The 22,510-nt window shown below is 49.9% G+C and carries 21 protein-coding genes; all 21 read right to left on the bottom strand.

Annotation, left to right across the window (positions count from 1 at the left end; all coding sequences use genetic code 11):
• Positions 1 to 36: 36 nt before the first annotated feature.
• Positions 37 to 4,359, bottom strand: coding sequence for a PolC-type DNA polymerase III (locus GOM71_RS10700; RefSeq protein WP_156280806.1), 4,323 nt, complete (start codon positions 4,357 to 4,359; stop codon positions 37 to 39).
• Positions 4,360 to 4,414: 55 nt separating this feature from the next.
• Entirely contained in the window at positions 4,415 to 5,863 is a 1,449-nt protein-coding gene (gene proS / locus GOM71_RS10695; RefSeq protein ID WP_156280804.1) for a proline--tRNA ligase, read from the bottom strand.
• A 7-nt stretch (positions 5,864 to 5,870) separates the two neighbouring features.
• A complete protein-coding gene (gene rseP / locus GOM71_RS10690; protein WP_156280802.1) occupies positions 5,871 to 7,151 on the bottom strand; it encodes an RIP metalloprotease RseP in 1,281 nt (426 codons plus the stop codon).
• Between the two features lie 86 nt (positions 7,152 to 7,237).
• Positions 7,238 to 8,374 (bottom strand): 1-deoxy-D-xylulose-5-phosphate reductoisomerase, encoded by a 1,137-nt coding sequence (locus GOM71_RS10685; RefSeq protein WP_156280800.1) that lies wholly within the window; start codon positions 8,372 to 8,374, stop codon positions 7,238 to 7,240.
• A gap of 73 nt (positions 8,375 to 8,447) precedes the next feature.
• Positions 8,448 to 9,242, bottom strand: coding sequence for a phosphatidate cytidylyltransferase (locus GOM71_RS10680; protein ID WP_156280798.1), 795 nt, complete (start codon positions 9,240 to 9,242; stop codon positions 8,448 to 8,450).
• Between the two features lie 27 nt (positions 9,243 to 9,269).
• The gene (locus tag GOM71_RS10675; RefSeq protein WP_156280795.1) at positions 9,270 to 10,034 is read right to left on the bottom strand and encodes an undecaprenyl pyrophosphate synthase; all 765 of its coding nucleotides are present in this window, start codon (positions 10,032 to 10,034) and stop codon (positions 9,270 to 9,272) included.
• 56 nt (positions 10,035 to 10,090) lie between these two features.
• Positions 10,091 to 10,645, bottom strand: coding sequence for a ribosome recycling factor (frr, locus tag GOM71_RS10670; RefSeq protein WP_156280793.1), 555 nt, complete (start codon positions 10,643 to 10,645; stop codon positions 10,091 to 10,093).
• On the bottom strand, positions 10,645 to 11,373 hold the full coding sequence (pyrH, locus tag GOM71_RS10665; protein ID WP_156280787.1) for a UMP kinase: 729 nt from the start codon (positions 11,371 to 11,373) through the stop codon (positions 10,645 to 10,647). The genes frr and pyrH overlap by 1 nt, the downstream gene beginning before the upstream one ends.
• Positions 11,374 to 11,536: 163 nt before the next feature.
• Positions 11,537 to 12,187, bottom strand: coding sequence for a translation elongation factor Ts (tsf, locus tag GOM71_RS10660; protein WP_156280784.1), 651 nt, complete (start codon positions 12,185 to 12,187; stop codon positions 11,537 to 11,539).
• Positions 12,188 to 12,330: 143 nt separating this feature from the next.
• A complete protein-coding gene (gene rpsB / locus GOM71_RS10655) occupies positions 12,331 to 13,029 on the bottom strand; it encodes a 30S ribosomal protein S2 (protein WP_156280780.1) in 699 nt (232 codons plus the stop codon).
• Positions 13,030 to 13,226: 197 nt separating this feature from the next.
• Complete coding sequence (locus tag GOM71_RS10650) at positions 13,227 to 13,805, bottom strand: hypothetical protein (protein ID WP_156280778.1); 579 nt, start codon at positions 13,803 to 13,805, stop codon at positions 13,227 to 13,229.
• Positions 13,798 to 14,370, bottom strand: coding sequence for a DUF6115 domain-containing protein (locus GOM71_RS10645; RefSeq protein ID WP_156280775.1), 573 nt, complete (start codon positions 14,368 to 14,370; stop codon positions 13,798 to 13,800). The genes GOM71_RS10650 and GOM71_RS10645 overlap by 8 nt, the downstream gene beginning before the upstream one ends.
• Before the next feature lie 149 nt (positions 14,371 to 14,519).
• Positions 14,520 to 14,840 carry a hypothetical protein gene (locus GOM71_RS10640; protein WP_156280771.1) on the bottom strand — a complete coding sequence of 107 codons (321 nt, stop codon included), beginning with the start codon at positions 14,838 to 14,840 and terminating at the stop codon, positions 14,520 to 14,522.
• Positions 14,841 to 14,879: 39 nt separating this feature from the next.
• Positions 14,880 to 16,286, bottom strand: a complete 1,407-nt coding sequence (locus tag GOM71_RS10635) for a flagellar assembly protein A (protein ID WP_367649550.1) — start codon at positions 16,284 to 16,286, stop codon at positions 14,880 to 14,882.
• A gap of 14 nt (positions 16,287 to 16,300) precedes the next feature.
• Positions 16,301 to 17,071: a FliA/WhiG family RNA polymerase sigma factor gene (locus GOM71_RS10630; protein WP_156280769.1), complete on the bottom strand. Its 771-nt coding sequence runs from the start codon at positions 17,069 to 17,071 to the stop codon at positions 16,301 to 16,303.
• Positions 17,072 to 17,075: 4 nt separating this feature from the next.
• Positions 17,076 to 17,537: a hypothetical protein gene (locus GOM71_RS10625; protein WP_156280767.1), complete on the bottom strand. Its 462-nt coding sequence runs from the start codon at positions 17,535 to 17,537 to the stop codon at positions 17,076 to 17,078.
• Between the two features lie 3 nt (positions 17,538 to 17,540).
• The gene (locus GOM71_RS10620; RefSeq protein ID WP_156280763.1) at positions 17,541 to 18,035 is read right to left on the bottom strand and encodes a chemotaxis protein CheD; all 495 of its coding nucleotides are present in this window, start codon (positions 18,033 to 18,035) and stop codon (positions 17,541 to 17,543) included.
• Positions 18,032 to 18,652 carry a chemotaxis protein CheC gene (locus GOM71_RS10615; RefSeq protein ID WP_367649549.1) on the bottom strand — a complete coding sequence of 207 codons (621 nt, stop codon included), beginning with the start codon at positions 18,650 to 18,652 and terminating at the stop codon, positions 18,032 to 18,034. The genes GOM71_RS10620 and GOM71_RS10615 overlap by 4 nt, the downstream gene beginning before the upstream one ends.
• 1 nt (position 18,653) lies before the next feature.
• Entirely contained in the window at positions 18,654 to 19,115 is a 462-nt protein-coding gene (locus GOM71_RS10610) for a chemotaxis protein CheW (protein ID WP_156280761.1), read from the bottom strand.
• Between the two features lie 14 nt (positions 19,116 to 19,129).
• Entirely contained in the window at positions 19,130 to 21,223 is a 2,094-nt protein-coding gene (locus GOM71_RS10605; protein WP_156280759.1) for a chemotaxis protein CheA, read from the bottom strand.
• 35 nt (positions 21,224 to 21,258) lie between these two features.
• Complete coding sequence (locus GOM71_RS10600) at positions 21,259 to 22,500, bottom strand: protein-glutamate methylesterase/protein-glutamine glutaminase (protein ID WP_156280756.1); 1,242 nt, start codon at positions 22,498 to 22,500, stop codon at positions 21,259 to 21,261.
• Positions 22,501 to 22,510: the final 10 nt, after the last annotated feature.

Genomic DNA, 22,510 nt, shown 5'->3' with positions numbered 1-22,510 from the left:
AGTAGAGCTCAAAGTGACACCGCTTGCCAGCTACCCTTAGAACAGCGACAGCTGATTCGACTCCGGAAGCCCTCTAAAGCAGCCCATGCCGTTCAGCACCTCGACAATTGTCTTACTCGCCTTGGACTTCTGCTGGAAATCCTCGATCGACAAAAACTCGCCATGCTCGCGTGAAGCCGCAATGTTGCGCGCAGCATTATCGCCGATCCCGGCTATCGCCGCGAATGGCGGAATGAGCGTATCGCCTGAGACGATAAACTTCGTCGCATCCGAACGGTACAGGTCGATCGGCTTGAAGGAAAACCCGCGAGCCGTCATCTCGAGCGCCATCTCGAACAACGAGACGCTGTTCTTTTCCTTTGTCGTGGCATTAAACCCTTTGTCCTCGATTTCAACAAGCTTTTTGAATATCGCCTCGTAACCTTGGCAAAGCACATCCAGATCGAAATCCTCGGCGCGAACCGAGAAATAAGTCGCGTAGTATTCAATTGGATGATACAGCTTGAAAAAGGCGGTGCGGACTGCGGAAATGACATAAGCGGCGGCATGCGCCTTCGGGAACATGTATTCAATGCGCAAGCAAGAATCGATGTACCATGCGGGCACCTTGCAGTTTTTCATTTCTTCGATCCATTCCGGCGTCAAGCCTTTGCCTTTACGGACGCTTTCCGTAATTTTGAAAGCAAGGCCCGCATCCATGCCTGCTTTATAAATAAGATAAAGCATAATGTCATCCCGACAACCGATAACGGTTTTAATGTTGCATGTGCCTTTCTTGATCAATTCCTGCGCATTGCCGAGCCAAACGCCGGTGCCATGCGACAATCCCGATATTTGCAGCAAGTCGGCAAACGACGACGGCTGCGTTTCCTGAAGCATCTGGCGAACGAACTTCGTCCCCATTTCCGGTACCCCATACGTTGCAACCGGCGTTTTAATTTTATCCGGCGTTACGCCTAACGCACTGGTCGAATTGAACATGCTCATCACTTTCGGATCGTTCATCGGAATCGTTGTCGGGTCGATGCCGGTCAAATCCTGCAGCATACGCATCATTGTCGGATCGTCGTGGCCGAGTATATCAAGCTTGAGCAGATTGGCTTCAAAAGCATGATAGTCGAAGTGCGTCGTCTTCCATTCGGCATTGACATCATCCGCAGGATATTGCACCGGCGTAACGTCCTCCACCTCAATATAGTCCGGAACGACGACGATACCGCCCGGATGCTGCCCGGTGCTCCGCTTCACGCCCGTAACGCCGTTCGCGAGCCTTGACAGCTCCGCTCCGCGCCATTTCTTACCGTGTTCTTCCTCGTATTTCTTGGCGAAGCCGTAACCGGTCTTCTCTGCTACTGTGCCGATCGTGCCGGCGCGGAAAACGTTCTTCTCGCCGAACATGACCTTCGTATAGTTATGCGCAATAGGCTGATATTCGCCTGAGAAGTTAAGATCGATATCGGGAACTTTATCGCCCTTAAATCCAAGAAACGTTTCAAACGGTATGTCCTGGCCTTCGCCCTTCGTCGTCTGGCCGCATTTCGCGCAGTTTTTCTGCGGAAGGTCGAAGCCGCTCATAATGCTGCCGTCCAGAAACCATTCGCTGTGGCGGCAATCCGGATTTAAGCACATGTAATGGGGGGGAAGCGGGTTAACCTCGGAAATGCCAAGAAACGTCGCGACTACGGATGAGCCTACGGAACCCCGGGAGCCGACAAGATAACCATCGCTGTTTGATTTCTTAACGAGCCGTGCGGAAATGAGATAGTTGGCCGAGAAGCCGTACTTAATAATCGGCACGAGCTCTTTCTCCAAACGGTCGATTACGACCTGCGGCAATGCTTCGCCATAGAACGATTTCGCCGTGTCATAGCAGGTGTTGCGAATTTCCTCGTCTGCCCCGTCGATATTCGGCGTGAACAGCTTGTCCGGGAACATATCGAACGGCTCGAAACGGTCGGCAAGCTCGTTCGTGTTCGTAACAACGACCTCGTATGCCCGCGCCTCTCCAAGGAAAGCAAATTCCGCCAGCATTTCGTCGGTCGTGCGCAAATGCGCGTCCGGCTTGCGCATATCCTTAAGCGGACTGAAGCCTGTAATACCATGAATGGCGATATCGCGGAACAGCTTGTCGCGCGGATTCAAGTAATGGACATTGCCGGTCGCGATGACCGGCTTGCCGAGCTCATCCCCGATCTGGCAAATGCTGCGCATCGCGTTCTCGATCTCAGCGCGGCTGCCGACAAATCCTTTCTCAACCAAATGCATATAAAAATCGATCGGCTGAATTTCCAGCACGTCGTAGAAACGAGCAACCTCAAGCGCTTCCTCATACGATTTGTTCAGCACCGTTTCGAAAAACTCGCCTTTTTCGCAGCCGGAAATGACGAGAATGCCTTCTCTCAGCTCGGTCAGCTTGCTTTTCGGAATGCAGGCTACCCGCTTGAAATGTTCCGTATGCGAGATCGAAATCAATTTAAACAGATTTTTTTTGCCTGCCGCATTAAGCGCATATATATTGCAATGGAACGGACGGGAATTGGATAAGTCCAAGCCGACATAATCGTTTAATTGATGAAGTCCGGTAATGTTGCGTTCAGCCGCATCGCCGATCAGGCCGTAAAGCACGCCTCCCAAGGCAAGCGAGTCGTCAACCGCGCGGTGATGATTTTCAAGGCTGACTTTGTATTTGGCTGCCAGCGTATTCAGACGATGGTTTTTTAAGCTCGGATGAAGAAATCTCGCAAGCTCCAGCGTATCAAGCACCGGATTGGTCACTTCCGGCATGCCGAGCGACTTGCAATTCGCTTGAATAAAGCCGATATCGAATCGCGCATTGTGGGCAACGAGCACAGAATCGCCGATAAATTCGATAAACTCGCGCAGCTTAGGCTCTAGCTCCGGCGCATCCTTTACCATATCGTCGTCAATGCTTGTCAACTGCTGAATATGATAAGGTATTTTTTCATGCGGGTTAATGAACGTCGAGAAACGCTCCGTTTCTTTGCCGTCCTTCATGCGCACGCCCGCAAGCTCGATAATTTTGTTATTGACGATCGACAGACCTGTTGTCTCGATATCGAAAACGACGTAATCAGCGGAAGCAAGCTGCTCCTCCCGAGAATTGATCACCATCGGAACGGAATCGTTGACTACGTTAGCTTCCAAACCGAACAGCACTTGAATGTCGTTTTTCTTCGCGGCCTTGAACGCCTCCGGATAACAATGAATATTGCTATGGTCGGTAACAGCGATCGCTCTATGGCCCCATTTCGCAGCCGTTTTTACATAGACGTCGATAGGCGTCACCGCATCCATTGCGCTCATTGTCGTATGCAGATGGAATTCCACCCGCTTCACTTCCGCCTTATCCTTCCGGTCAGGCGGCGAGCCGATTTCATGCAGATCGCTTGGCATCATGACGAGCTCCGGCTCCTGCATAAAACGGTCGTAATCAACGCGTCCTCGCGCCTTCACCCATTTGCCGTTTGCCAGAAGGTTAAGCAGCTTAACGTCCTCTTTCGTCTTCGCGAACATTTTCATCGCCATGGAATCGGAGAAATCGGTCACGTTGAACGTGTAGAGCGTCATGCCGTTGCGAAGCTCCTTCACCTCAAGGCCGAAAACAGTGCCTTGCACCGCAATCTTCTTCTCTTCCTCGCGAATGTTCATTATAGGTACCGGCTCGTCTTTTATATCGTATCCGATTGCCAGCTTAGCTGGCGGCTCGTCGCCCTCAGCCTCGGAAGTTTCCGTCGAAGCGCTTTCCATAATCTGGAGCACCGCTTCGCGCTCCTCTTGAACGATCTTCTGCTGAAACTCCTCATAAACCTCTTGCCGAGATTGAACGGCTGCCCCGACTTCAAGCTTTACGCGGTAATTTCTGGCGAACAGCTCGCTGTAAAAACGGCCGATCTCCTCGTCGATCCGCTTCTTGCGGGCAAGCTCGAGCCCCATCCCATCAAGCAAGGATACCGTAATCTGGTCGCCTTCCGCCGTCATGCCGGCTTTCGCAAGCCAGCCGTTAACGGAGGCGATTTCCTTCTGCGCCTTTTCGATAAAAAGCTCCCAATATTCACGGGCGATGTCCGCTGAGGCAACTTGATCCTCGTATTGAAATTGAAAGCTTGTCTCTGCAATATGGGCAAACTTCATGCTTACCGCCTGCAAAAGTCCGCTATAGGCCCTAGAAGGCACTAAGGACGCTTTGCGGATGCAAAACGTCCATTTGCGATTGCTTTTGCTGACGATAACTTGATCGATATAGCCGTCTTTATAATAGGATTGTATAAGTTCCAACGGCAGCTCGGACTGCTGCAGCAGCAGTTCGAAGCGATGCCGTTTATCTCCGGTTTGGCTCATCGTTATCGGTCAACTCCTTACATCAGGGCAAAACTTATATCATAAAACTTTGCTATTAATAGGCGCGGGCAAAAACGACTGTATGCTCGGCATGCTCGCCGCATACGAGGCAGCTGCTCTTCTTCTTCTCCGGCTCAAATGGAATGTTGCGGCTCGTTGCGCCGGTTTCTTCTTTCACTTGCTTCTCGCAAGCGGCGGAACCGCACCAGCCTGCCAGCACAAAGCCGCGTTTCTCTTCCATCGAAGCTTTCATTTGATCCAGCGTATCGACATCGTAGAAGTTATCCTCGCGGAACTGCTTCGCTTTCTCGAACATCGATTGCTGAATTTCAGCCAGCATCGTTTCTACTTCGGCAACGAGATTATCTTGGCTGACGATCTTCTTCTCGCCGGTGACGCGCGAGACGAGAACGACAACGCCATTCTCCATGTCGCGAGGTCCAAGCTCCAAACGGAGCGGTACGCCGCGCATTTCATACTCGTTAAATTTCCAGCCCGGACTTACGTCCGAACGATCGTCAACCCGGACGCGAACGCCTGCTTTTTTAAGCTCGGCATACAGCTCGTCCACGCGGCCAACGACTTGATCGCGAGTCTTAGACGGACCAATCGGAATCATAATGACTTGTGTAGGCGCAACTTTCGGCGGCAGCGCAAGGCCGCGGTCGTCGCCGTGAACCATGATCAAAGCGCCGATCAGTCGCGTGCTCACGCCCCAGGAAGTTGTGTGCGCGAATTGCAGCGTATTTTCACGATCCAAATATTTGATATCGAATGCAACGGCAAATTTAGTACCGAGATAATGGGAAGTACCCGCTTGTACAGCGCGTCCGTCTTTCATCATCGCTTCGATCGAATACGTGTTTACGGCGCCGGCAAAACGCTCGGAAGGCGTTTTTTCGCCGACGATAACCGGAATTGCAAGAAACTCTTCGACGAATTGGCGGTAAACATCAAGCATTTTCATCGTTTCATCGCGAGCTTCTTCTTCATTCTCATGAGCCGTGTGGCCTTCTTGCCACAAAAACTCGCTTGTACGAAGGAAAGGCAGCGTCCGTTTTTCCCAGCGCACTACATTTGCCCATTGATTGATGAGCAACGGCAGATCGCGATAAGATTGAATCCATTTGGCGTACATATGCCCGAACATCGTTTCGGATGTCGGACGAATGGCGAGCCGCTCCTCCAGCTTCTCGCCGGCCGCTTCCGTAACCCACGGAAGCTCCGGGTTAAAGCCTTCTACATGCTCCTTCTCTTTCTGGAAAAAGCTCTCGGGAATAAAGAGCGGGAAGTATGCGTTGCGATGGCCCGTTTCTTTGAAGCGGCGGTCCAGATCACGCTGGATGTTTTCCCACAGCTCATAGCCTTCCGGACGAAATACGATGCAGCCGCGAACAGGCGAGTAATCCATCAGTTCCGCTTTTTTGATGACATCAATATACCATCTTGAAAAATCTTCGCCTTGCGGCGTAATTTCGGTCACAAATTGTTTATCCTTCGACATAACCGGCTTATTGCTCCCCTCGCACCAATAGCAAAATATCGTTAAACGTTACAACAACCATCAGCAGCATGATTAATGCGAAGCCGATAAAATGAACCATGCTCTCCCGATTCGGATTAACCGGACGGCCGCGCACTGCTTCAATACCAATAAAGATTAAACGGCTTCCATCCAACGCCGGGATCGGCATCAGATTGAAAATGCCTAAGTACAAGCTGAGTATTGCGGTCCAAAATGTCAACTTGTCAATGCCTTCAGCTGCAAACTGACTCGTATACTGCGCAGTTCTAACCGGACCGCCGATATCGCTGAGCTTGAACTGAGCCGTAATAATTTTTTTGAACCCTTCAAAAATGTTGATCGTCCAAACTTTCATCTGTTTGCCGGCAATCGTAAAGGTTTCCATAAAGGTTGCGGGTCTGGTCTGCGGGTCTGCAGAAATTCCAACCCTGTAGCTTTGGGATTCCTTGTCAAATGCCGGCGTGATATTAACGGAATGCTTAACGCCTTCGCGAATGATATCGAACTTCACGGCTGTATCCTTCGATTTGTTGATAATATCAACCATTAATTTAAAGTTGCCGCCAATCGGCGTTCCATTGACTGCAAATATCGTGTCCCCGCGCTTCAAATCGGATCCTGAGGCCGGACTTTTATCCGTAATCGATCCGACAAACAGCTTATCCGGATTTTCTTTCGGAACGCCTGCCATTTGCACGCAAACGGCAAACAGCACAAACGCCAAAATAAAGTTCATCATCGGGCCGGCAAAAATCGCCATTGCTCTCGCGCCTACCGATTTGCTGCCGAACTGGCGATCTATCGGAGCAATTTGCGTTTCTTTGCCTTTCGAAATCATCAAAGCTTGCGGATGGACGCGGAACCTCTCGATTTCGCCGTCGAGATCGAGTGATACGAAAAGATCCCGCTCCAAATCGATCGCAGTCACTTCTCCGCGAACGACTCCGCTTCTCTCATCCAGCCGATCCAAATATATTCGTGTTACTTTATCGTCCTTTACGCGAAGCGCAACCGTCTGGCCTTCGCTCACATCAACGATTTCCGGATCCTCGCCGGCCATCCGAACGAACCCCCCGGCCGGCACAAGGCGCAGCGTAAACCGGGTTTCTCCGCGTTTAATCGAGAACAGCTTCGGCCCGAAGCCGATCGCAAATTCTCTTACCAATATGCCGGCCCTCTTGGCAAAGTAGTAATGACCCCATTCATGTATGGTCACAATGACAAAAAATACGAGCACGGTTAAAAATACGACCTGTATCGTCTCCATAACGAGCCTCCTGTTCGTAACGGCCTGTACATAGATTATCATTATTCTCCCGTTCGATACAAGAGAACCACAGGTTGCCGCATAAGCTAAATAACGGCCGCCGTTTGACGCGCCCAACTATCAATCGAAGCGATCGTTTCGATATCGCTGACATCGGTCACAGTATGACGCTCCAGCACCTGTTCAAGCACGCGTTCAATTGAGAGGAAGTCGATTTCGCCGTTCAAGAAACGACCTACAGCAACTTCGTTCGCTGCATTGAAAACAGTAGGCGCCGACTGTCCCGCTCTGCCGCATTCAAAGGCAAGCCGCAAGCACGGGTATCGGTCAAAGTCCATTTCGCGGAAATGAAGCTTGCCGATTGCGGCAAGATTAAGCTTGCCGGTCGGAGTCGGTCTCCGTTCCGGATAGGTTAGCGCATATTGAATCGGTACACGCATGTCCGGCAGCCCCATCTGTGCCATAACGCTATTGTCGGTGAACTCTACATAAGAATGGATAATGCTCTCTGGATGAATGAGTACGTCGATTTGATCGTAGCTGACGCCAAACAACCATTTCGCTTCGATGACCTCAAGCCCTTTATTGACCATTGTAGCCGAATCGATCGTAATTTTTGCGCCCATCGACCAATTGGGATGATTAAGCGCCTCCTGTACGGTAACGCCTGCAAGCTGCTCTCTTGTGCGATCGCGGAATGAGCCTCCCGATGCTGTAAGCGTAATTCGGCTTAACGACCGCAAATCTTCACCGTTCAAGCATTGATAGATTGCGGAATGCTCGCTGTCTATCGGAATAATCGGCACACCCTTTTGCTTTGCGCGCTCCATTACGATATGACCGGCTGTTACTAACGTCTCTTTATTCGCGAGGCCGATTTTTTTGCCGGCATCGATGGCTGCCAACGTCGCAGGCAAACCGCGGCTTCCCATAATTGCTGTTACGACAATTTCAGCATCGGTCGATGCCGCTGTCTCGATAAGTCCCTCTTCGCCATACACGACGCGGATCGAAGCAGGAAGCTGACTCTTCGCTTCATCCGCCAATTCCTTCGACGCCAAGCAAACGATCTTGGGCTGGAATAACAACGCTTGTTGAACAAGCAAGTCTACATTGCCTCCGGCGGACAGGCCGACTACTTCGTATCGGTCGCGGTCGGCTGATATGACGTCCAACGTTTGTGTTCCGATTGATCCGGTCGAGCCTAAAATCGTTACTTTCATCGTTATCCCTCGCTTACCTGTATTCCGGTTCATTAAAAAAGCTTTGCCGCCCTTTGGCGGCAAATCATTTCATTTATGTAGGCAGCAATCCCGATAGGACGACAAGCGGAAAAACGATAATCCAACTGTCGCAGCGGTCAAGAATACCGCCATGTCCAGGTAAAATTGCGCCGGTATCTTTAATATCGCGAACCCGCTTATATGCCGATTGAATCAAGTCGCCCATTTGTCCTGCCACAGCGGCAATGAGGCCAATGACTAAAGCAATTGCAATTTCGATCTTGTCCGGAGCTGCAATAGCAAAGCAAATAGCCGTAACCAGCGATAACAGAATGCCGCCAACCGCGCCTTCAATCGTTTTGTTTGGACTAATAGAAGGCCAAAGCTTATTCCTTCCGATTGCTCGTCCGACGAAATAGGCGCCCACATCCGAGGCAATAATGCAACCGAGCAGCATAAACGTCCAGAACATGCCGTTCTCTTCCAACTGGCGCACCGCATTCAACGCGCCAAACCCATATCCGACGTAAAGCGAACCGAGCAGCATCAGCGCAACGCTATCAATCGTTATCTTATTTTTCGCAATGACGGTGACTGATAATAGAAGCAACGCCTCGATCCACAAAACAGCTAATGCCGAGGGCTGATCCCAGCCGATCAATTGCCACGGAAGAGCGAGCATCAGCATTGCCGCAAAACCGATAATAGAGGCGGGATGACGCCAGTCCATGCCGTTCATTCTCACATATTCATAAAAACCGACAATGGCCATCAATACAAGAAGACCGGCATAAAACCAGCCACCGGCAAGCGCGATGGCTACAAATCCGGCGGCTGCAATAACGCCAGTCACGATTCTTTGTTTCAAAATCAAGTCACTCTCCGTTAAGGAAGCTTACAAGCCGCCAAACCGCCGTTTACGGCGTTGATATTGCAGCACCGCTTCTTGAAAATGAATCTCGGTGAACTCTGGCCAGTATATGTCCGTAAACCACAACTCGCTGTAAGCAAGCTGCCAAAGCATGAAATTGCTTAGCCGTAATTCGCCGCTCGTTCGAATAAGCAGATCAGGGTCAGGAAGATCGCTGCTAAGCAGTTTTCCTCCCATCAATTGCTCATCGATTTGCTCCAGCGAGAGATGTCCGTCCTTTACCTCTCCCGCAATTTCCTTGATCGCATCGATCATTTCTTTACGGCTGCCGTAATTGAGGGCAAAATTAAGCACAAGGCCTGTATTGTCCTTCGTTTTCTCCATCGCTTGCTCGACCGCATCAATCGTATAGGAAGGCAAATCCGTTTTGTTGCCCATCATTCGAACCTTGACGTTTTTCTGAATGAGCTCCTCCAGTTCAATCTCAAGAAACTGCTGAGGAAGCCTCATCAGAAAATCGACTTCATCCTTCGGACGTTTCCAATTTTCTGTCGAAAAAGCGTACAGCGTCAAATATTTCACGCCAAGCTTATCAGCTGCCCTAACGACGCGATTGATTGCCTTCATACCGGTATGATGACCCGCAATGCGCGGCAATCCGCGATCTTTGGCCCAGCGTCCGTTGCCATCCATAATGATGGCAACATGATCAGGCACTTTATCTAGCTGAGGCATTTCAGCCTTTTGTGGGGACGATTTGCCTAATTTGGTCCAAAGCCGACTGATCATCTACGTTCCTCCCACCCGGAAATCCAAACCCTGCCTCAAGCAGAAACGGAAGTGAATTAAACTTCCATGATCTCTTTTTCTTTAGCGACAAGCACTTTATCGACTTCAACAATAAAACGGTCAGTCGCTTTTTGAATGTCGTCCTGATGGCGGCGCGACTCGTCTTCCGAGATCGTCGTTTTCTCCATCTTTTTAATGTCGTCATTCGCGTCGCGGCGAATGTTGCGAATCGCCACCTTAGCTTCTTCGCCAAATTTCTTCGTCATTTTCACAAGCTCTGCGCGGCGCTCTTCAGTGAGCGGCGGAATAGTAATACGAATCGACGCTCCGTCGTTCGAAGGCGTCAAACCGAGATCCGACTTCATAATCGCTTTCTCGATTGCTGCAATGGACGATTTATCCCAAGGCTGAATGAACAGCGTGCGGGAGTCCGGCGTGTTTACGTTAGCCAATTGCGTTACAGGCGTCAGCGCGCCGTAATATTCAACTTGAACGCGGTCTAGCAAAGCTGGAGTTGCGCGTCCTGCGCGCAATGTTGCCAAGTCGCGCTTCAAAGCGCCAATAGCTTTCTCCATCCGTTCTTCTGCGTTTTTCTTCACAGCTTGCGGCATTATTTCGCACTTCCTCTCACGATAGTTCCAATTTTCTCACCGAGCACGACTTTCTTAATGTTTCCTTTTTCCGTAATCGCGAAAACGACGAGCGGAATATTGTTATCCATGCAAAGCGACGACGCCGTAGAATCCATAACGCCAAGATTGCGGCTAATAACGTCCATATAAGTAAGCTCTTCGAATTTTTCAGCAGTTGCGTCTTTGAACGGATCGGCCGAATATACGCCGTCCACTTTGTTTTTCGCCATCAGAATAACTTCGGCTTCGATTTCGGCTGCACGCAGCGCCGCAGTTGTATCTGTCGAGAAGAACGGATTGCCTGTTCCTGCTGCGAAAATAACAACGCGTCCTTTTTCCAAGTGGCGAATAGCCCGGCGGCGAATGTACGGCTCGGCGATTTGTTGCATCGCGATCGACGTTTGCACGCGCGTCGGCACTTCGATTTGTTCCAATGCATCTTGCAGCGCGAGCGAGTTCATCACTGTCGCAAGCATCCCCATATAGTCGGCCGTTGCACGATCGATACCTTTTTCAGTACCCGCGATACCGCGCCAAATGTTGCCGCCGCCAACGACGATTGCAACTTCAACGCCAAGAGCAATAACTTCCTTAACTTGCTCGGCTATTTCTGAAATTACAGAGGCTTCAATGCCGTAGCCATTATTCCCGGAAAGCGACTCTCCGCTAACCTTCAATACAATTCGTTTAAACACTGGCTGTCCCAACGTTTCTACCTCCATCATGAACCACAATTATGTGACTGTTTATTTTTAACGGCGATTTTTATCCCCAATCGGAAAGTATAAGTTTTCCAGCGCAGAAAACTTATACTTTCCGATGTGGTAAAAAAAGGCGGGGCGGACGCCCCGCCCCGCCTGTGCGTTCGGATTACAGTTTCGCTTGAGCCATAACTTCTTCAACGAAGTTATCCACTTTTTTCTCCAAGCCTTCGCCCAGTTCATAACGAACAAAGCGACGGATCGAAATGTTTTCGCCGATTGCGCTTACTTTCTCGTTCAGCAATGCGGAGATTGTTTTGTCTGGATCTTTTACGAAAGATTGCTCAAGCAAGCAATACTCTTCGTAGTATTTCGAAATGCGGCCTTCAACCATTTTTTCAACGATTTTCTCAGGCTTGCCTTCGTTCAGCGCTTGAGCGCGAAGGATTTCGCGTTCTTTCTCGAGCTCGTCAGCAGGAACTTCTTCGCGACGAACAAATTTAGGGTTGACAGCCGCGATGTGCATTGCGATATCTTTAGCGAATGCGCGGAATTGATCTGTTTTAGCAACAAAGTCCGTTTCGCAGTTAATTTCAACGATAACGCCGATACGGCCGCCAGCGTGAATGTACGATTCAACTACGCCTTCAGTAGCAACGCGGCCAGCTTTGTTAGCCGCTGCGGAAAGACCTTTCTCGCGAAGCAAATCAATTGCTTTCTGGATATCGCCGTTTGTTTCGTCCAAAGCTTTTTTGCAATCGAGCATTCCTGCTCCTGTTCTTTCACGAAGTTCTTTTACTGCGCTAGCACTAACTGCCATATTATTAGCCCTCCTGATATTTTGCGTTTGTATTATTATTGACATCCGGTATAGCAAAGTGACACAGTTTGCTCCGATATAGTCAAAAAAAGGGCGGTGAGAGGCTTTCACCGTCTGACCACCCTTTGCAGCTAACAAGCTTATTAAGCAGTAGTTTGCTCGCCTTGGTTTGCTTCCACAATTGCGTCAGCCATTTTGGACGTAAGCAATTTAACTGCGCGAATCGCGTCGTCATTACCAGGAATGACATAGTCGATTTCGTCTGGATCGCAGTTCGTATCAACGATACCTACGATTGGGATACCCAGTTTGCGAGCTTCTGCAACAGCGATACGCTCTTTACGAGGATCGATGATGAACAAAGCGCTTGGCAAACCTTTCATGCCTTTGATGCCGCCGAGGAATTTTTCCAGACGGTCTTTTTCTTTGTTAAGGATGATAACTTCTTTTTTAGGAAGAACTTCGAAAGTTCCGTCCTCTGCCCATTTCTCCAGCGTGCGAAGACGATCGATACGCTTTTGAATCGTTTGGAAGTTAGTCAGCGTGCCGCCGAGCCAACGTTGGTTGATGTAGAAGTTGCCGCAACGTTCTGCTTCTTCTTTAACCGAATCTTGAGCTTGTTTTTTCGTGCCGACGAACAGCATAGTGCCGCCTTCAGCAGCGATCGAGCGAACAAAGTTGTAAGCTTCCTCAACTTTTTTCACTGTTTTTTGCAAGTCGATGATGTAAATTCCGTTTCTTTCGGTGAAGATATAACGATCCATCTTAGGGTTCCAACGACGAGTTTGGTGACCGAAGTGTACCCCAGCTTCGAGAAGCTGTTTCATGGAAATAACCGCCATTCTTCAACACCTCCTAATAGTGGTTTTTGTGTGTTCTCCGCCGCCGATATCATCTTCCGTTAAAACTTCCGGCGACCGGAAGCACCAATAACGGAATTAATCGGCGTGTGTTTTTAACACCGTCAATTACTATATCATATCTGTATGCCCGGTGCAACAAACTTTGAAAATCTATTCGCTTTGACGGACTGTGCGATTTATTCAATGCCTCGTTTTTTCAACGCTTCTACTTCCTCTTTTGTTAACGGCTGGCTTGTAATAACTTTCATGACCTCATCAAGCGCGGGCTGTCCTTTAAATAAAAAATGGCCGGCGCGCACCTGCTTCTTGGACCGTTTCATTTTTGCTATAAACTCGGATTGATCCGTAATAATGCCCTCTTCAAACAGAAGTTTCGCCGTAGATGTCAAATTCATGCCGCCGACAATGCGCACCTTGCGTTCCACAGGAGTCTCCTGCTTGGTCTTCTCTGTATTGCCGCTCGTTGCAGAAGGCTTCGGCGTTTCGGTCGCCGCTGGCGTATTTGAAGGCGCTTCTGTTTTCTTAGCATCGCTCTCCGTCGCTGTCTCGGCCGATTGGCGCGACTGTGCGTCCATTCTTTCGGCCTCTATAGCTGCATCAAGCTCTGCTTGCGAATAAAGCTTCTCGTCCGCCCCATTCAATCCAGCTCCGAGCTCTCGCTGGCTTTGCTCGCCTATGAGCATCAGCTGAAGCAGAAGCGCGCCAACGATAATGCCGATGCCAAGTCCGGTCAAAAAATTTCGGTTTTTAAGCACGGACGCTCTCCTCCTGCTTCGCCAGTTGCAATATAAGCTGCACCTCGCCTTTATTCATCGCAAGTTTCTTGGCAATCGCTTCAATTGATTTGCCTTGGCTGTACAGCTCCAACAGTTCAGCATACCGCGAATGAATCGATGCAGCCTGCGCATCGGAAGCGGCAGGCTCTATCATCTCCGCATTAATCTGCGGCGGCGCTGTCTCACCCGATTGTACCGGCAAAACTGCCAAAGACGCTGCAAGCTGTGCATCAGCCCATTGCTGCTGCATCCCTTGCCGCGTCTCCTGCAAAGCTTGCTCGAGCGTTTGAATTCTGCTCTCAAGCTGAACGATTCGATTTTCTTTCAAATCGGACTGCGATTGCGTTTGTTCACGAAACTGGGTCACGAGTTTTACGAGCTCCTGATGGTCCTGCTCCGTATTTTCCATAAATTGCTCAAGAGCAATTTCCATATTGTTCGTGGTCTGGCTTGCTGCGGTTTGAACCGCCTTCGGCTTTGGCGCAAACAGCGCCAACACCAATACCGCAGCGCCGACCAATACAACATATGTCCACGTATCCATTTGCTGCACCTGCCTAAATGATTGATTCCTGTACATTAAGTTCGTGTTTAAAAAGTCCGGCTTTCAGCACATAAGAAATGCTTACGAAGCTGTGACGAATCTACTTCATGAATAGCTTCGTGATCAAAAGTGGACTTTTTGAACAACCTCTATAATGAAATATCTACATGATGGCCTTTGTAAGGATGAGCAGGCGGCTTCTCTTCATCCGAAACGTTATGCTGATCAGGCTGCCGCTTGCGCTTCTGGCCGTCGCCGCCATTTTGGCTGTCTTGATCCTGGCGAATATTCAAGCCGGTTGTGTGCTCGACATCCGCGTTTTTGCCCCGCGCGAGTTCCGTTTGCTTGATTTGAACTTCTTCAAGCCGCGTTTGCTCTACGATGGGGCGCACGTTTTGTTGTCCTTGATGACTGCTCAGTTCCGGGGTACGCGGTATCGAAAGCTGCAAATCAATCGGTTTAAAGGGCATAGCTGCTCCCTCCTCCCTCTATCATTAGCTCAATTCCGATTACGAGAAAAACGGTAATTGGACAATATCCCCTTCGGAATAACGGAACGAAACGCGTTGAACTGGATCCTTAAGATAACGCGTGTACCGTCCGACCACAATTTTAATGCCGCCATAAATGGTATGGCTAACATCAACCTTAGCCCGATCCGTATCCTCAAGCGTCTTCTCGATTTCTAATATACGTTCTCTAAGCCCTTCATTCTCGCCAACGGCCAATCGTTTCGTTGCTCCAAGCTTAATGCGCAAAGCCATTTTATCTTCCGTCAATTGACCGGCAGCGGCCAGCTGATCAAGAATCGTAAGCGCTTTTTCCGTTTTATCCAAACTTTCGTTGTTTTGCTTCAGCTTACTGCGGAGCTCCATCAGTTCTGCCCGGAATTCCGGCCGAACGCCCACTTCAACCGTAGTTGCTGTTGACATCGTATTGCCGATTACGCGAGCGAATACGAGATCGGCTGCTTGGATGACGCCGCCGACAATTAGTCCTTTGGCGCCGGAACAAATAACGCTGCGGCCTGCGCGAACATTCGAATGCATAATGCTTTGAGAGACAAGCACGTCTTCTCCGGCAATTACATTTCCGTCTTGAATAAAGGAGCTTTTAACATTTTTCTGGGCTTTCACATGGCCTTTATTGCCGGCCATAATGCCGCCAACAATTTCAATTGAGCCTTCGGACTCAAGTTCGGCGCCTTCGACGCCGCCGATAATTCGTATATCGCCTGCCGCCTTGATTCGGAACCCGCTCAACACGTTGCCGCGGATAACGACAGTGCCGACAAAATCGATATTGCCGGTTTTATAGTCCACATCTCCGTTAACCTCGTAAACCGGGAATACATTGATTTTATCTTTGTCAGTCATCGTAATAAGACCGTCAATCGTAGCGTACATGGCCGAATCATCACCGCTTACAACTACATTTTTGCCGATTTTAAAACGCGCCTGTTTTCCAAGCTTGGCTGGCACTTCCTCGCCTGTAACCGTCATTCCCGTTGTGCCGTATTGGGCTTCGATCCGTTCGGCAATAATTTGGCCGCGCTTGACGTTTTTCAGCTGATTAACTTCTTTAAAGTCAACAGTGCCGTCTTCCAGCTGTGCTGGACGCTGCTCACGTTCAGAAAGATCGTAAATAAGCCGAATGTAACCGTCTTTTCCTTCCGATGGCGATTGTCCGACTGCAATAACTGTTTGCTCCTTGCAGTAAGCGAGCACGTTGTTGCAAATTTCCGCAAGCAGCTCTTTGCGAATTCCGTATGTAATCCCTTTGCTTCTAACAAAACGTTCCAGCTGTTCAGCGCTGCTGTCAAACTCGTCGGTAATTTTGCTGAACGTCAGAAAAGCAGACTGTTTATCCGCTGCAATCTGTATGCGAAGGTACGAGTCTAATAACTGGTCGTCCACCGTGCTCCTCCTTACTAATGCTGCATTAATTGTTCTTTATGCCTAGACAAAGCTCCACGAAGCCTTAGTATCGCCTTCGAATGAAGCTGGGAAATTCGTGACGGTGACAGCGACATCACTTCGGCGATTTCACTCAAAGACAGCTCTTCATAATAAAAGAGAGAGACGACTGTACGCTCTTTTTCAGTGAGCTTTTCAATGCCGCTGATTAAAGATTCCTTCAAAAAAAACTCATGTACCTTATGGTCCGGATTTTTGGCTCTTTCATCAACAAGAAGGCTAAGCCGTGTTTCTGATTCTTCCTCGCGAATCGGATCTTCTAATGAACAAACAGTCGTAATGGCGATTTCGTGCAGCATCGTCGTAAACTCCTTTTCGCTCATTTCCAAATATTCGCTTATTTCTGCATCGGACACTGAACGCAAATATTGCTGCTCCAGCTTTTGATAGGCATCCTCAACCTTCTTCGCCTTCTCCCGAATCGATCTCGGCACCCAATCGCCTTGGCGAAGCCCGTCAATAATCGATCCGCGAATACGCCAGGATGCATAGGTTTCAAACTGCAGTCCGCGGCTGTAGTCGAACTTTTCAATCGCATCGATAAGCCCCATTACGCCGTTGCTGGCCAGGTCGTCTCTCAGTACGTTTTTAGGCAATCCAATCGCCATGCGGTTTGTAACATAATCAACTAACGGCAAATATTGCTCGATTAGAAGCTTTTTCGCTTCAATGTCTCCATCATCTTTCCATGCTTGCCACATCTGGATGTTTACTGACGCAATCATCGCCTCAACCTCCTGTCAGGTGACGTATTGCCTGTGCCAATTGCTCGGGATCTTTGGTAGGCGCCGTTACCAGCTGCGGCGGGTTAAGCGGACGGAATGAGCTTTCGGCATCCTCAACCGGTTTCGCGTCAACTTCCGTTTGCTGTTTAACAGGCCGAGCGCCTTCTTCCAATTGGGTTTTAAGCAGGTTGTTAATGTCTTCACTTTCGTCCGGTGTGATCAAATCCAGCGTGCTGCCCTTCTCGCCGGCCGTTTCCGCACCTTCCGGAACGGCTTCAATCGCCGGAGGTCGCAATATGAACGCAAACGCGGCCCGCAATATAAATGCAAGTACGGCGAAGGCGATGAACGCATAAACGCTGCGTATAAGCATGACATCCAGCGGATTTTTACCGATCGAGAAAAGCAGCGTTAACACCGATCCAGCAAGCCCCATACCAACATTCCATCGCCATGTACCGATCATTAATCAAATCTCCTTTGTTCCAAGCTGTACGCTTCTAATCGTCAAAATTCCATTGCTGCTGTCGATCTCGATCGTTCGACCGTAGTTGCCGCCGACGTCTTGCGCTTTGACCGGGATCGAATTTCGCGCCAGCATTTCCAAACAGGATTCTACATTTCGCGGACCGATTCGCATAGAATCGGATTGTCCGCTGAAGGCAAACATTTGCGCTCCGCCCGCCATCTTCGCAATAGCTCTTTTCATGACGGCGCCAGCCGCCTCCATTTGCTCGATCAAAAGCGGAATAGCGGTGTCCGCATATTTGGCCGCATTGAAAGCCGACTCGCGGGCTATGGATGATGAGGGAAGCATCACATGAGCCATTCCCGCGATTTTAGCAATGGGATCATATAGCGTTAAACCGACGCAAGAGCCCAGGCCCGTTGTACGAATAATCGCACCCTCCGTCGCAATATTCAAATCCGCCATTCCGACTTTGATCAAAGGCTGCTGCATCATTCGGCAAGTACTCCCAATGCTTTAAAGATTTTATCGAACGATTCCGGGTCTGGTATAAGGAAGAAATGTCCTTCTAATTCTTGGCGATCCTCCAAAAAAGTCGTTTCGATGAGCAAAGCGGAATCGCCCATTTCACCATACTGGACCAGGCCGTAGCTAAGAATCGCTCCGGCCATGTCCAATGCAACCGACGGCACCGATGGCGCCATAGACAAATGCGTGAAATCCGCAAGCGAAGATAAGTACGATCCAGCCAAAATATTGCCGATTTCGCACAGCGCGGACAGCTCCATCTCGGTATAGCCTTCTTGCTGCTCAACTGGCATAGACAACAGCTGGCGAAGCAGCGATCTGGCCGACTCTTCTTGGATGATGAAGAACATATTGCCTGGAGCTTCTCCCTCTACTCGAAGAAAAACGGCAATTACGACTTGCTCAGCGCCGCCGACACGTTCGGCTACTTCTTCAAACGGAAGCAAGCTCACTTTAGGAACGGCCATGTCAACCGGCTTATCGAGCAGTCTCGATAAGGCGGTTGCGGCATTGCCTGCACCGATATTGCCTACTTCCTTCAAAACATCCAACTCAAACGCTTCAAACCGGCTAAATATATTCACCTTAAACCTCGAGCTGTTCCAGTTGAATAATTTCGTTCTTGTTCAGCACCTCGGACAGATTGAGCATAATAAGCAAACGGTTCGAGCCTAGCTTCGCAATACCGCGCAAATATTTCGCCTTGATGCCGCCGACGATTTCAGGAGGCGAATCGATCGAATCCGTGTCGATATCGATAACATCATTCGCCGCATCTACAATAAATCCGACTTCAAGCTCGCCAGTCGCCACGACGATAATTCGCGAGTTTTCAGTAGGTTCTGTTTCGCCAAGGCCAAATCTGCCGCGCAGATCGATAACAGGAACGACTACGCCGCGCAAATTGATAACGCCTTTAATGAAGCTTGGCGTTTTCGGGACACGAGTGATTGGCGACAGCCGTTCGATTGTCCGCACTTTATCTACCTCGATGCCGTACTCTTCATGCGCAAGGCCAAACACTATGACTTTCAATTCTTCTCCCATCGTGAAACCCTCCCTTATTTAATAAGTGCATTCGGATCGATGATCAAAGCGACTTGTCCATCGCCCAGAATCGTTGCGCCCGATATGGCTTCGATATTTGTCAAATACTTGCCAAGTGTCTTAAGAACAATTTCGCTTTGTCCAATAAATTCGTCTACGGTTACGGCAGCCAGCTTATCGCCTTTGCGAATGACGACGATTTCCGTTTCAACTTCATCTTTCTCGTTGAAATCCGGCGCCTCCAGCACACGGCTTAACGACACGAGCGGGATGACGGAATTGCGGAACTCAATCATCTGATTGCCATGAACGTTCAAAATTTGCTCGCGTTTGATAATCGCCGTTTCAACAATCGAGGAAAGCGGAATCGCGTATTTCTCCGAGCCTAGCTTGATCAGCATCGCAGAAATAATCGAAAGCGTCAGCGGCAGCTGCACGGAAAACTTTGTGCCTTTGCCTAACGCCGAATCAACGGTAACATTGCCTCCAAGCGAGGTAATCTTGGAGCGAACGACGTCAAGTCCGACTCCGCGACCCGAAATATCGGAAATTTTGTCCGCGGTGCTGAAGCCCGCTGCGAAGATCAACATATGGATCTCGTCGCTCGTCAGCTTCTTTGCCGCCTCTTCGGTTACGACACCGTTCTTGATCGCAATTTGCAGCACTTTCTGCTGGTTAATGCCGCTTCCGTCTTCCTCGACCTCGATATAGACGTGGTTGCCGCTGTGGTACGCTCTCAGATGAATCGTACCGACTTCCGGCTTGCCGGCAGCAAGGCGGGCTTCGACCGTTTCGATCCCGTGGTCAACAGAGTTGCGAAGCAAGTGAACAAGCGGATCGCCGATTTCATCAATTACGGTCCGGTCAAGCTCGGTATCTGCACCGGTAATAATGAGCTCGATTTTTTTGTCGAGCGATTTCGCCAAGTCTCTGATCATTCGCGGGAAGCGGTTGAACACGGTATCTACCGGGACCATCCGCAGCTTAAGCACAATATTTTGCAAATCGGAGCTTACCCGTGCCATATGTTCTACCGTTTCCGTCAATTCATTGCGCTTAATTTCACTGGACAGCTGTTCGAGCCTTACGCGGTCGATTAGCAATTCGCTGAACAAATTCATTAGCGAATCCAATCTGTCAATATCAACGCGAATCGTACGAGATACAGCAGCCGGAGCATTTGCAGCAGCAGATTGAGTTCGCGCAGCCGCCACTTGGCTGACCGCTTCCTGTTTGGCTGCCGGCGCTTGCTCCGGCTTAGCCTCCGTTTGTGCCGGTGCCGGTGCTGTTGAAGCGGCAGACTTGGCATTGAACATTTGCAAAGATTCTTCGTCGAGAATCGTGATGTCAGCCGATTCGATTTCAGAAATCGCTGTTATTTGTTTGTGCAGTTCTTCTTGCGAAAGCTTGGAGATTGTGAACACTACGAAGGAGCGGTCAAACTTTTCCTGCTCCAAATCTTGCACCGTCGGGTCGGATTTAATAATTTCCCCGGTTCGCTCCAGCAAATCAAACACCATATATGCGCGAGCTGCCTTGAGGACACAATCGTCATTAATGCTTACTGCAATGTGAAAAGCCGAATGGCCGCTCTCGATCGATTGCAGCATAACCGATGTTTGGAACTCGTCCAATACCGCCGAACCCGGCGTTGGTCCCGATGCGTTGCCGGAAGCGGCCGGAGCCGAAGCGGCAGAAGCCGAGGCGGCAGAAGCAGTCGTCTTGTAATCGCCTTTCACGATCGCCTGCAGCGACGCGACGATCGCGGTAACGTCCGCTTTGCCCGTTCCGCCGCCAACAATATCTTGTACCATTGCTTCAAGCGCGTCCAAACCTTTAAACAAGGTGTCAAAAATAAAACTGTCCATCTTCAGTTTGCTGTTGCGTACCAGATCAAGCACGTTTTCCATCTCATGCGTCAAAGAGGCAAGATCCTCAAATCCCATCGTCGCGGACATGCCTTTCAACGTATGAGCGGAACGGAATATCGATTGGACGATCGTCAAATCTTCCGGCTCGCCTTCCAGACGCAGCAGATTTTCGTTCAAGGATTGCAGGTGATCGTTGGACTCATCGATAAACATCGACAGATAAGCATTCATATCCATTGTGGTGCACCTCCTGTAAGGGCTTTATAGCTCGATTACGTCGATTTTATAACGGCTTGCGCAATCGCGTTCGATATTTGCGGCAGCGGCAATATGGTCTTTACCGCACCGATATCGATAGCGCTTCGAGGCATGCCGTATACAACACATGTTTCTTCCGCTTCGGCTATCGCCGTTGCGGCGCCGCTTTCTACCAGCGCCTTGATTCCCTTCGCGCCGTCGCTGCCCATGCCCGTCATGACGACCGCATGCCGTTTTAACCCCGTATACGGGACAAGCGATTCGAAAAGGACATCGACTGACGGCCGATGGCCGTTGCGAGGCGGCTGCTGCGTCAGCTTAATGCAATAGCCGGCAGCATCCTTGGCCAGTTCCATGTGATAACCGCCTGGCGCGATATAGACGACCCCGGCATGCAGCTTCTCGCCATCGGCCGCTTCAACAACATGTACCGAGCTGAATGCGTCCAGCCGCTGAGCCAGCGATTTCGTAAACTTCGGCGGCATATGCTGGACAACTAGCACGGGTGCCGAAAGATCGGCAGGCAGTGAAGAAATCACCTCATGAAGCGCTCTCGGTCCGCCGGTTGAAGTTCCAATCGCTACAATATGGCGGAACGAATCGGTACTCGGCAGTTTGGACTCGGAATAAACCGGCTTCACTTTCGCTTTCTCTGGCTGAGGCGCTTTGATCGGCCTTTCTGTATGTGAAGGGGCGGCAATGTCTCGGAGCGCTTGTTTTTTCTCAATCGGCTTTGTCGGCGCTTGCGCTTTTCGTTCGGGCAGCGTCGATTTTTTTTCCGATGGCACCGGATCCCCAAATTTTTTGCTCTTCTCGATTGCCGAAGCGTCATTCTTCAAACCCGCTACATTTCGCTTCATGAGAACAGCGATTTTAAGCTTTTCCAACAAAAGCTCGCCAACCTGCACGATATCGTTCGAGAATGGCCCCGAAGGCTTGCGGATAAAATCAAAAGCTCCATATTGAAGCGCTTTGATCGTCTCCCTTGTGTTCTCCTCGCTAATGCCGGAGAGCATTATGACCGGTGTCGGATGCTGCTTCATAATCGTTTGAAGCGCATCAATCCCGTTCATTTCGGGCATTTCCAAATCCAGCGTTACCGCGTCCGGCTTCAAACGGCTTACAGCTTCTATCGCCTCGACACCGTTTGCGGCCGTACCAACGATCGTAAACTGCGGGTCCTTCACGATAAGGTCTGTAAAAATCTTACGCATGAACGGCGAATCATCTACTACGAGAATGCGATAAGGAGCCATCTTCTTACCT

Source organism: Paenibacillus sp. NEAU-GSW1, from assembly GCF_009737085.1.
Classification (GTDB): Bacteria; Bacillota; Bacilli; order Paenibacillales; family Paenibacillaceae; genus Pristimantibacillus.
Note: the sequence above shows the minus strand (reverse complement) of the source record. Positions and strands in the feature narration are given on the sequence as shown.